Below are 11100 nucleotides of genomic sequence, written 5' to 3'. Positions count from 1 at the left end.
CACCTGACTCCCATGGAGCCAGACTGATCACTCGATCACGGAAGGGGTCACTTTTCATCGACCGATAGGGGGTCACGGTTCAAGGAACGGCGACACGGGACTAAGCGGTCATCGCTCAAGGTCTCACCGCCCGCGCTTCGGCCGGCGCTGCTGTGGTCGATGTGGCCGAGGCTGGTGGGGGCCAGCGAGGCATACGCGCGCCTGGTCGGTCGACGCAGCCGCCATCGTGGCTTGCTGCCGTCGGCTGAGGCGCCAACAGGAGATGGTCAGTACAGGATGACCCGCCAGTGCTCGACCCACCGATACCAATCACCACCCGGCCCCCGGAGCAACACGCGGTCGCCCTCCAGGCTCCAGACCGTCCCGTAAAGCGTCGCGTCGGGAAGATCCGCCCGAACGATGTCGCAGACCGCCAAGTCCGTCTCGACCAACCGAGACCAGACGTGGCCGCAGCGGTCGCACGTGTAGCCGACCTCAGAGGGGCCGGCGAGGCCGGGCGGGGTGCCCAGACGGACTGCTTCGTCGGCACAGCGGGGGCACGGGTCGGCGGTGTGCGGGCCGATCAGACGGGACACCCAGCGATCCTGCGGTACAGGGTGAGAGGCCCCGGAGAGATCCGGGGCCTCTTGCGTTTCCGGGGCGTACAGCGGCGAAGTACGGCAACAGGCATCGATCAGGCGAAGCCGTTCTCGTACGGGTGAACGGACCGGCGTCGGCTGAGGTTCGTGCCACAACCGTGCCGGATGCCGGGCTCATCGGGTCTCGAAACACCAGGTCAGTGACGTGACGTGGTGATTGCCGTCAGGATCTGTGCCGACGGCCACAGCGAGAGGGGTGCGCGTAGGCTCATACTGAGTCATGACAAAGCCTGCGGCACCGAAGCGTCATCTGCCCACCAGCCCCTTCAAGGCCCCGGTCACACCGGCTCCCAAGCACTTCGCCATGGGCGACCAGGTCACCCACGACATGTACGGCCTCGGCCGGGTGATCGGCATCGAGGACGGAATCGCGGCGCTCGTGGATTTCGGCTCGGCGCAGATGCGGATCTTGAGCCCGTACGCCAAGATGACCAAGCTGTAGGACCGCTGTGCCCGGTCAGGGCACGCCAGGCCCCGTCCGGGACCTGTAACGAAAGGCAGACCTCTCATCGACTCGACGTCGCTGTTCTCCGCGCTGGAAGGGCAACCCCGCCGTTCCACTGCCGTATCGCCGCCTCCGACGACAAGGCCCTTCCAGGCTCCGGACTTCGGCGAAGACGAGATCTTCTGGTCCGAGGACGCACAGGAGCCCGCCCCGGGCACGCGTCCGGCGCGGCCCAAGGCTGCCTAGCGGTGGTTCGACGGCTACCCGCGGGCCACCGCGGGCTGTCCGTGGTGCTGCGGTGGGGAGTGCGGCCGTCTCAGTTTCCTTCTCATTCGGCCGCGTTCGGCCGCGTTCAGCCGCGTACCGCCGAGTTCGGCCGCGTAGCGCCGCGTACCGCCCCGTTCCGCCGGAGGCGAGGGGGCGTAGAGGCCCTCACGCGCCCGTCAGGAGCGACGCCGACGGAAGGTAGCCCTCCAAGACGAGTGCACAACAGAGCAGAGGCCCCGCGGAGAGATCCGCGGGGCCTCTGCTCTGTTGCCGGACGGACGTGATCGTTCGACCGCCAGGAGCGTGCGGCGGGGTTCCGCCCCGGTCGGGCGTGCGGCTACTTGAGGTCGGCGTCCGTGTAGTAGCCGCCCGCGACCAGGACGTATTCGTAGTTGGTCTTGTCGACGCTCGTCGGTTGCAGCAGGTAGGCGGGGACGGCCTTGACGCCGTTGTCGTAGGCCCTGCGGTTGTTGATCTTCGGCGTCTTGTCGTTGAGGATGTCGTCGGCCATGTCGGCGGCGACCTCGGCGAGCAGGCGGGGGTCCTTGAAGACGGTCTGCGACTGCTGCTCCGCCTTGATCGACTTCACCGAGGCCAGTTCGGCGTCCTGCCCGGTGATGATCGGGAGGGGCTTGTCGTCGGAGCCGTAGCCGTCCGACTTCAGGGCGGCCAGGATGCCGAGGGACATGCCGTCGTACGGCGAGAGGACAGCGTCGACCCGTTCGCTCCCGTACGACTCGGAGAGGATGCCGCTCATGCGCTTCTGCGCGGTGGCCCCGTCCCAGCGCAGGGTGGTGACCTCGTCGAGCGCGGTCTGGCCGGACCGGACGACCAACTGGTCGCTGTCCAGGTACGGCTGCAAGAGGTGCATCGCGCCGTCGAAGAAGTACTTGGTGTTGTTGTCGTCGCTGGAGCCGGCGAACAGCTCGATGGAGAACGGGCCCTTGCCGTCCTCCAGGCCGAGCTGGTCGATGATGTAGCGGGCCTGGAGCCGGCCGACCTGCTCGTTGTCGAAGGAGACGTAGTAGTCGACGTCCTCGGTGCCGAGTATGAGCCGGTCGTAGGAGATCACCGGGATGTCCGCGGCGGAGGCCTGCCGGAGCACGTCGTTCAGCGACTTGTTGTCGATGGCCGCGATGATCAGCGCGTCGACGCCCTGCTTGATCAGCTTCTGGAGTTGCGAGACCTGGGTCGCCGGGTCGTCCTCGCCGTAGACCAGCTCGGTCCGGTACCCCTTGGCCTTCAGATCGTCGACGACGCTCTTGCCGTCGATGAGCCAGCGCTCGGAGGCCTGGGTCGGCATGGCGATGCCGATGGTGCCGCCCTCGGAGCTCGCCCCGGAGTCCTGGCTGCCGCAGGCGGACAGGGTGAGGGCGAGGGACGTGGCTCCGGCGAGGGCGGCGAGGGCGGCTCTTCGGTTGCGCATGGCGATCGTTCCTGGTTCTTCTCGTCGTTGAGAGGATGACGGCGTATCAGACCGGTGGCGAGCGGTGGTGCGCGATGGAGCGGTGGAGCGGGCCGGGGAGGGGCGGCGAGCAGGGGCGTGCGGCGGGCGGGCCGGGTTCGTTCCCGGGCGGTGTTCGGGGGCAGGTGCCGTAGGGGGTGTCCTTACGGCCGGATGCCGGGTGTTCTGGACGGGCCGTACCTCGGCCGGAGCGGTGTGCCGCGGCGGATCCGTCCGGTGGCCCCGTGGTGCCGAGGTGATGGCGGGTCAGGCCGGCGGGCCGGTCGCTCGAGCCGGTGCTCAGGAGCCTCGGTGGCCCGCCGAGCGTCGATCGGTGCGTCGGCGTCGGCGGGAGCGGGGGCGTCGGCGTCGGTACGGCCGGGCGCCCGGGGCTCGCCGGCTCGCGTGGCCTCTCTGCCGGTGTGTGCCTGTCCGTACGTCAGGCCGCACAACGGTGTAGCGGACACACGTCTGCTCGTTCCGGTGATGCGCAGGGCACTCGCCTTTCAACCGTTCGAAATACCGTCACGCAGTCGGGGAGTTGGCGTGGCGTGTGACCCTAGGAGCGGGTGTGCAAGGTGTCAACGGAACGGACAGAAACTGTGTGCGAAAGGTGTTCGGGGAGGCGTCGGGGAGGTGCCGGGCAGGTGCCGGGGAGGCGTCGGGGAACGCTTCGGTCTCCGGCGGCACCTCCTGTTGCGGCTGCCGTCTCCGGTGCCCTCGTGGGCGCGGGGACCGGCACCGTGGGGCTGAGCGCCCTGACCTCGTGGGCACTGCACCCGGCGGGACGGGGCAGGCCGCCGGGCGGGGCGCCGGAGCGAGGGGGCGTTGTCAGTGGCGGGTCCTACCGTGGTGGGTGATGGGACGGGCGTGGAGGTGCACGGGGCTACGGTGGTCGGCGCAGGGGCCCGTGCTGATGTGGGACGGGGGGCGCCGTAGCCCGCTGTCGTGGGGGAAGCGAGTGGCCTTCGGGGTCGCGGAAGGGGGTGTGCGCGGATGTGTGGGGGCTCGGGGGCATCCGTGTCCGGTGCGGGCGGTGGTGCCGGGGAGGAGCGCGGGGGCCCGGTGCGAGGAGTGCGCGCGGCTGGACCGGGCACACTCCGTCGCCGCCGACGGGATCGCCGACGACCCCCGGCCGTACCGCGTGTACCTCGCGTGGTTCGGGCCCGGTCTGGTCAAGGTCGGGATCACCGCGGCCGAGCGGGGGACGGCCCGGCTGCTGGAGCAGGGAGCCGTCTGCTTCAGCTGGCTCGGCACGGGCCCGCTGATGGCCGCCCGGCGCACGGAGGAGCTGCTGCGCGCCGCCCTGGGCGTGCCCGACCGGATCCCGTACGCCGAGAAGCGGGCGGTGCGGGCCGGGTTGCCGGCGGACGAGGCGGAACGGGCCGTCGAGACATCGGAGCTGCACGCGCGGGCCGTCGCGCTGCCCGGCTGGCCGGAGACGCTCGTCCGGGAGCCCTACGAGGCCGTCGACCACGTGCGCGCCTTCGGGCTCGCCGGGGCCCCGCCCGCCGTCGCGGAGGTGAGTGAACTCGTCGCCGGGGGTGCGATCGGCGGGGACCTGGTGGCGGCCGCCGGACCGGATCTGCACCTGGCGACCGAGCGGGGGGTCGTCGTGCTCGACACCCGGCTGATGAGGGGGTGGGAGCTGGTGCCGGTGACGGCCGGCAGCGGTGCGGGGGCACCGCTGCTGCCCCCGCCCCTGCCCTTGCGGCAGCTCAGGGGAGAGCGGCGGCGGCTCCAGGACGGGCTGTTCTGACGCGGCGCAGATGAGAGAGGGCAGGTCCGGTGACAGCTTTTTTTAAGGACGTCGATCGAGTAATCAGGACATCCGACCCCCGGAAAGGGGTGGGCAAAGCGGTCGATAGGTGAACAAAGGGAGTGCATGTTAGGTCTTTCCTAAGAGCTGCCTGTGTGTTTCTCAGGAAAATCACAGACAGCGAAAAGCGTGCTCTCAGAGGACCCCGACATGGTGTCCCTCATGACCACGACCTCGCCCCAGGGGCGCACCGAACTGCTGAGGCCGGACGGGAGCCCCGTCCGAGTGCTTGTGGTGGACGACGAGCTGTCGATCACCGAGCTGCTGTCCATGGCCCTCCGTTATGAGGGATGGCAGATCCGCAGTGCGGGGGACGGCACGGGCGCCATCCAGACCGCGCGCGAGTTCCGTCCCGACGCCGTCGTCCTGGACATGATGCTGCCCGACATGGACGGGCTGACCGTCCTCGGACGGCTGCGGCGCGAGCTGCCGGACGTTCCGGTGCTCTTCCTGACCGCCAAGGACGCGGTCGAGGACCGGATCGCGGGTCTGACCGCCGGCGGTGACGACTACGTCACCAAGCCGTTCAGCCTGGAAGAGGTCGTCGCCCGGCTGCGGGGGCTCATACGGCGCTCCGGCGCCGCCGACCGCCGTTCCGACTCCGTGCTGGTCGTCGGCGACCTCACCCTCGACGAGGACAGCCACGAGGTCTCGCGTGCCGGGGTGAACATCCACCTCACCGCCACCGAGTTCGAGCTGCTGCGCTTCCTGATGCGCAACCCGCGGCGCGTGCTCAGCAAGGCCCAGATCCTCGACCGTGTGTGGTCGTACGACTTCGGTGGCCAGGCCAACGTGGTCGAGCTCTACATCTCGTACCTGCGGCGCAAGATCGACGCAGGGCGCGAGCCGATGATCCACACCCGGCGTGGCGCCGGTTACCTGATCAAGCCCGCGGCGTCATGAGCGGCCGACGACGGCCGCGTCCGCAGAAGCGACGAGCGGGACAGCCGCGCACCCTGCGGACCCGGCTCGTCGTCGCGTCCGTGGCCCTCATCGCGGTCGTGTGCGCGGTGATCGGCACCGTGACCACCCTCGCGCTGAGGTCCCACCTGTACGAGCAGCTGGACAACTCGCTGCGCGAGGCCGCCATGCGGGTCTCCGGCGGACCGATCACGCTGGACGGGGAGCAGCAGGGCGGCGGCAAGGACGGCAACGGCACCAAGGTGCCCGAGCAGAACAAGACGACCGACCTCGCCGACTTCGTCACCCGTGCCCCGCAGCCGAGCGGCACCCTCGCGGCCAAGGTCGACAACGGATCGATCACCGACGCCAAGATCGGCGAGAAGTCCAACGACGACCTGAACATCCCGCGGCTCAACGACAAGGCCCTCACCGAGACCCAGATCAAGGCCCTCGGCACGGTCGCCCAGGACGAGAAGGAACACACCGTCGAGATCCCCGGTCTCGGCGACTACCGGGTCCGCTACGTCCAGGGCAACAACGGCGACTACTACGTCGGCATCCCGACGCAGGAAGCCGACAACACCATCACCACCCTCCTCCTCCTCGAGGTCTGCGTCACGGCGGCCGGCCTGGTCGCCGCCGGCATCGCCGGCTTCGTCCTCGTCAGCGTGGCCACCCGCCCGCTGCGCAAGGTCGCAGCCACCGCCACCCGCGTCTCCGAGCTGCCCCTGCACACCGGCGAGGTCCACCTCAGCGAACGCGTCCCGGAGTCCGAGACCGACGCGCACACCGAGGTCGGCCAGGTCGGCGCCGCGCTCAACCGGATGCTCGACCACGTCCACGGCGCCCTGCACGCCCGCCAGCAGAGCGAGATGCGGGTCCGGCAGTTCGTCGCCGACGCCAGCCACGAGCTGCGCACACCGCTGGCCTCCATCCGCGGGTACGCCGAGCTCACCCGGCGCGGCCGGGAACAGGTCGGGCCGGACACCCGGCACGCCCTGGGCCGGATCGAGTCCGAGGCCGGCCGGATGACCCTGCTCGTCGAGGACCTCTTGCTGCTCGCCCGCCTCGACGCGGGCCGCCCGTTGCAGTTCGAGCAGACCGACCTCATCCCGCTGGTCGTGGACACCATCAGCGACGCCCGCGCCGCCGGGCGGGACCACGTCTGGCGGCTGGACCTGCCCGACGAGCCGGCCCTCGTCTCCGCCGACGCCGCCCGCCTGCAACAGGTCCTCGTCAACCTGCTCGCCAACGCCCGTACGCACACTCCGCCCGGGACGACCGTCACCGCACGGGTGCAGCGGCGCGGCCCGTGGCTGTGCGTGGACGTCCAGGACAACGGCCAGGGCATCCCGCCGGACCTGCTCCCGCACGTCTTCGAACGCTTCGCCCGCGGCGACTCGGCGCGCTCCCGCTCCACCGGCTCGACCGGTCTCGGCCTGGCCATCGTGCAGGCCGTCGCGACGGCGCACGGCGGTGCCGTCACCGTGGACAGCGTGCCCGGACAGACCGTGTTCACGGTGTATTTGCCCGCGCTTGCCCCGCCCGTTCCCCGGCCGGCCGCCGAAACGAACTGGCAACTTGACTCACAGGTACACCACAGTGCCACCACATGGGTGCAACAGGGCACTTGACGAAGGTCGTTGACATGCGAACCGACCCTTCTCCCGGCACCTTGCCGGCGCGGGAGCACCTCCCGGCCGCCGCAGCCGGTACGCCTGTCCTGGACGTAGTGATCCCCGTCTACAACGAGGAGAAGGACCTCCAGCCGTGCGTCCTCAGACTGCACGACCACCTGGCGCGGACGTTCCCGTACCCGTTCCGCATCACCATCGCGGACAACGCGTCGACGGACACCACCCCCGACGTGGCGCGGCTGCTGGAGTCGCGCATCCCCGAGGTCCAGTCCTTCCGGCTGGAGCAGAAGGGCCGCGGCCGTGCGCTGCGGACCGTCTGGTCCGCCTCGGACGCCCCGATCCTCGCGTACATGGACGTGGACCTGTCCACCGATCTCAACGCGCTGCTGCCCCTGGTGGCGCCGCTGATCTCCGGCCACTCCGACCTGGCGATCGGCTCTCGGCTGTCCCGCAGCTCCCGCGTGGTGCGCGGCGCCAAGCGGGAGTTCATCTCCCGCTCGTACAACCTGATCCTGCGCGGCTCGCTCCAGGCGCGCTTCTCCGACGCGCAGTGCGGCTTCAAGGCGATCCGCCGGGACGTCGCACAGATCCTGCTCCCCCTGGTGGAAGACACCGGCTGGTTCTTCGACACTGAGATGCTGGTACTCGCCGAGCGTGCCGGTCTCCGTATCCACGAGGTGCCGGTCGACTGGGTCGACGACCCGAACTCCACGGTGCACATCGTGAAGACGGCGACCGACGATCTGAAGGGGGTATGGCGCGTGGGCCGGGCACTGGCCACCGGTTCCCTACCGCTGGACCGGCTGACCAGGCCGTTCGGTGACGACCCCCGCGACCGCGAGATCATGGACGTACCCAAGGGACTGGCCCGGCAGCTCGTCGGGTTCTGTGTCGTCGGTGGCCTGTCCACCCTCTTCTACCTGCTGCTCTACAGCGGCTTCCGGCAGTTCACCGGCTCCCAGCTCGCCAACGCGCTCGCGCTGCTCGTCTCCGCGGTCGCCAACACGGCGGCCAACCGCCGGCTCACCTTCGGGGTGCGCGGAAGCGCCGGCGCCGCCCGTCACCAGGCCCAGGGCCTGGTCGTCTTCGGCATCGGCCTCGCGCTGACCAGCGGCTCGCTCGTCGCCCTCGACGCGGCGACCTCCGACCCGGCGCACTCCACCGAACTGGCCGTCCTGATCACCGCCAACCTCGCGGCGACCGTCCTGCGCTTCCTGCTCTTCCGGGTGTGGGTCTTCTCCGACCGGCGCGAGGGCGAGAGCCGGCCGACGCACGTCGTCGCCTCCTCCGTCCCGTCGCCGACGGCGTACGCCACCGCCGCCCCGCAGGCACCGGCGGCGCCGGGCCACGGCACGGCCCAGGGCGCCCACGACCGTCACGACACCACCACCCAGTTCCGCGCCGGCGAAGCCGCGGACGGCACCTGGAGGGACGCCACCATGCAGTTGCAGCCGGTGCGCCCCCACGACACCGATCCGAGGGACGCCCGATGACCACCGACCTCGACCGGACGGACTCCTGGAGCCCGCCGGAGACCGTGCCCCCCGAGGGGAACGACCCGGCCCATCCGTCCGATGCGGCCCACCCGTCTGGTCCGGCCGCCCCGGCCGACCCGGCCGACCCGGCCCACCCGGCTGATCCGGCCGACGCGACCCCCGAGGCGGGGGAGCCGAAGCAGCCCCTGGCACGCCGGCTGTGGCGCGGCCGTCCCGAGGACCCGAGCTGGGTGCGCCCGGCCTTCCTCGGCCTGCTGCTCGCCACCCTCGTCCTCTACCTCTACAACCTCAGCGCCTCCGGCTACGCCAACTCCTTCTACTCGGCGGCCGTCCAGGCCGGCAGCCAGTCCTGGAAGGCGTTGTTCTTCGGCTCGCTGGACGCGGCCAACGCCATCACCGTCGACAAGCCCCCGGCCTCGCTGTGGCCGATGGCGCTGTCGGTGAAGATCTTCGGCCTGAACTCGTGGGCGATCCTCGTCCCCGAGGTCCTGATGGGCGTCGGCACGGTCGCCGTCGTCTACGCGGGCGTGCGCCGCCGGTTCAGCCCGGCCGCCGGTCTGATCGCGGGTGCGGTGCTCGCGCTCACCCCCGTCGCCGCGCTGATGTTCCGGTTCAACAACCCGGACGCGATGCTGGCGCTGCTGATGGCCGTGGCCTGCTACCTCGTGACCCGTGCCCTGGAGGACGGCCGCACCAAGTGGCTGGTGTGGGCGGGTGTCGCCATCGGCTTCGCCTTCCTCGCCAAGACGCTCCAGGCCTTCCTGATCCTGCCGCCGCTGGCCGTCGTATACGCGGTCTGCGCGCCGGTGTCGCTGAAGAAGCGTTTCGGGCAGCTGGCCGTGGCCACCGGGGCGCTGGTCGTCTCCGGCGGCTGGTGGGTCGCGATCGTCGAGCTGTGGCCCGCCTCCTCCCGCCCGTACATCGGCGGCTCGCAGAACAACTCCTTCCTGGAGCTGACCTTCGGCTACAACGGTCTCGGCCGGCTCAACGGCGAGGAGACCGGCAGCGTCGGCGGTGGTGGCGGTGCCGGAGGCGGCACCGGCACCGGTCAGTGGGGCGAGACCGGCTGGGACCGGATGTTCAACTCCGAGATCGGCGGCCAGATCTCCTGGCTGCTGCCGGCCGCGCTGATCCTGCTGGTCGCGGGCCTGGTGGCGACCCGCGGGGCGAAGCGGACCTCGGCGACCCGCGGCGCGTTCCTGGTCTGGGGCGGCTCGCTGCTGATCACCACGGTGGTCTTCAGCTACATGGCGGGCATCTTCCACCAGTACTACACGATCGCCCTCGCCCCCTACCTGGCGGCCGTGATCGGCATGGGCGCCGGGATCCTGTGGGAGAAGCGGTCCGAGATCTGGGCGTCGATCACCCTCGCCGCCGCCTCCGTGGCGGCCGCGGTCTGGGGATACGTGCTGCTCAACCGCACCTCCGACTACCTGCCCTGGCTGAAGTGGCTGGTCCTGATCGGCGGCCTGGCCGGCGCGCTCGGCCTGGTCTTCGTGGGCCGGCTCAACCGGCAGCTGGCCCTCGCGGCGGCGGCCGTGAGCGTGGTCGCGGCGCTGGCCGGACCGGCGGCGTACACGCTGAGCACCGTGAACTCCGCGCACACCGGCTCGATCCCGACGGCCGGCCCGTCGGGCGCGTCGATGATGGGCGGCGGACGGGGCGGCGGTCCCGGCGGCGGTGGCGGCATGGGCGGCGGGATGCCCGGCCAGCAGGGCCAGGGCCAGAACGGCAACGGCCAGGGCCAGGGCCAGAACGGCGGTGGCTTGCCGGGCGGCGGCTTCCCCGGCGGCGGTATGCCCGGCCAGAACCAGCAGAACGGCAACGGCAACGGCCAGAACCAGCAGGGCCAGGGCCAGGGCCAGCAGGGCAACGGCTTCCCCGGTGGCCAGACCGGCGAGGGCGGTGGCATGGGCGGCGGCGGTGGCATGGGCGGCCTGATCAACGGCGCCACGGTCACCGACGAGGCGAAGAAGCTGCTGGAGGCCGACTCCGACCAGTACACCTGGGCCGCGGCGGCGATCGGCGCCCAGAACGCGGCGAGCTACCAGCTGGCCACCGGCGAGCCGGTGATGGCGATCGGCGGCTTCAACGGCACCGACCCGTCCCCGACGCTGGCGCAGTTCAAGCAGTACGTCACCGACGGCAAGATCCACTACTTCGTCAGCAGCGGCTCGGGCGGTGGCATGGGCGGCAGCGGCGACGGCACCTCGTCGCAGATCACCGAGTGGGTCGAGGCCAACTTCAAGCAGGTCACGGTCGGTTCGGCCACCTTCTACGACCTCACGCAGAAGGCGAGCAGCTAGGGACGGAAACGACGGTTCGCTGAACAAGGGCGGTGGGCCGGGGGGGGCACCCCCCCGCCCCCCCCCCCGGCGGGACCCCCCCACGCGGGGCGACCCCCGACGGGGAGGCCCCCCCCGGCCGAAACACCCCGCCACCGAGGGCCCC

At 71.0% G+C, this 11100-nt stretch carries 8 protein-coding genes; 6 read left to right on the top strand and 2 right to left on the bottom strand.

The window, feature by feature from the left end; all coding sequences use genetic code 11:
* Positions 1 to 266 precede the first annotated feature (266 nt).
* Entirely contained in the window at positions 267 to 575 is a 309-nt protein-coding gene (locus ACFV9M_RS40105) for a hypothetical protein (protein ID WP_385079152.1), read from the bottom strand.
* 283 nt (positions 576 to 858) lie between these two features.
* Between ACFV9M_RS40105 and ACFV9M_RS40100 the strand changes: the two genes are divergently transcribed.
* On the top strand, positions 859 to 1080 hold the full coding sequence (locus tag ACFV9M_RS40100) for a hypothetical protein (protein WP_385079154.1): 222 nt from the start codon (positions 859 to 861) through the stop codon (positions 1078 to 1080).
* 607 nt (positions 1081 to 1687) lie between these two features.
* Here the strand turns inward: ACFV9M_RS40100 and chvE are convergent.
* Positions 1688 to 2776 (bottom strand): multiple monosaccharide ABC transporter substrate-binding protein, encoded by a 1089-nt coding sequence (chvE, locus tag ACFV9M_RS40095; protein WP_385079156.1) that lies wholly within the window; start codon positions 2774 to 2776, stop codon positions 1688 to 1690.
* Positions 2777 to 3653: 877 nt separating this feature from the next.
* On the opposite strand from chvE, the gene ACFV9M_RS40090 reads away from it, so the two are divergent.
* The 5 genes from ACFV9M_RS40090 (at position 3654) to ACFV9M_RS40070 (ending at position 10955) form a co-directional block, all read left to right on the top strand.
* Positions 3654 to 4553 (top strand): DUF2797 domain-containing protein, encoded by a 900-nt coding sequence (locus tag ACFV9M_RS40090; RefSeq protein WP_385079158.1) that lies wholly within the window; start codon positions 3654 to 3656, stop codon positions 4551 to 4553.
* 222 nt (positions 4554 to 4775) lie between these two features.
* Positions 4776 to 5516, top strand: coding sequence for a response regulator transcription factor (locus tag ACFV9M_RS40085; RefSeq protein ID WP_385079160.1), 741 nt, complete (start codon positions 4776 to 4778; stop codon positions 5514 to 5516).
* Entirely contained in the window at positions 5513 to 7150 is a 1638-nt protein-coding gene (locus tag ACFV9M_RS40080) for an ATP-binding protein (protein WP_385079163.1), read from the top strand. The genes ACFV9M_RS40085 and ACFV9M_RS40080 overlap by 4 nt, the downstream gene beginning before the upstream one ends.
* Positions 7151 to 7164: 14 nt before the next feature.
* Complete coding sequence (locus tag ACFV9M_RS40075) at positions 7165 to 8646, top strand: glycosyltransferase (protein WP_385079166.1); 1482 nt, start codon at positions 7165 to 7167, stop codon at positions 8644 to 8646.
* Complete coding sequence (locus ACFV9M_RS40070) at positions 8643 to 10955, top strand: glycosyltransferase family 39 protein (protein ID WP_385079168.1); 2313 nt, start codon at positions 8643 to 8645, stop codon at positions 10953 to 10955. The genes ACFV9M_RS40075 and ACFV9M_RS40070 overlap by 4 nt, the downstream gene beginning before the upstream one ends.
* Positions 10956 to 11100: the final 145 nt, after the last annotated feature.

The organism is Streptomyces sp. NPDC059895 (assembly GCF_042731035.1).
Classification (GTDB): Bacteria; Actinomycetota; Actinomycetes; order Streptomycetales; family Streptomycetaceae; genus Streptomyces.
The sequence above is the reverse complement of the archived record's forward strand: the minus strand, read 5'-3'. Positions and strand labels throughout refer to the sequence as shown.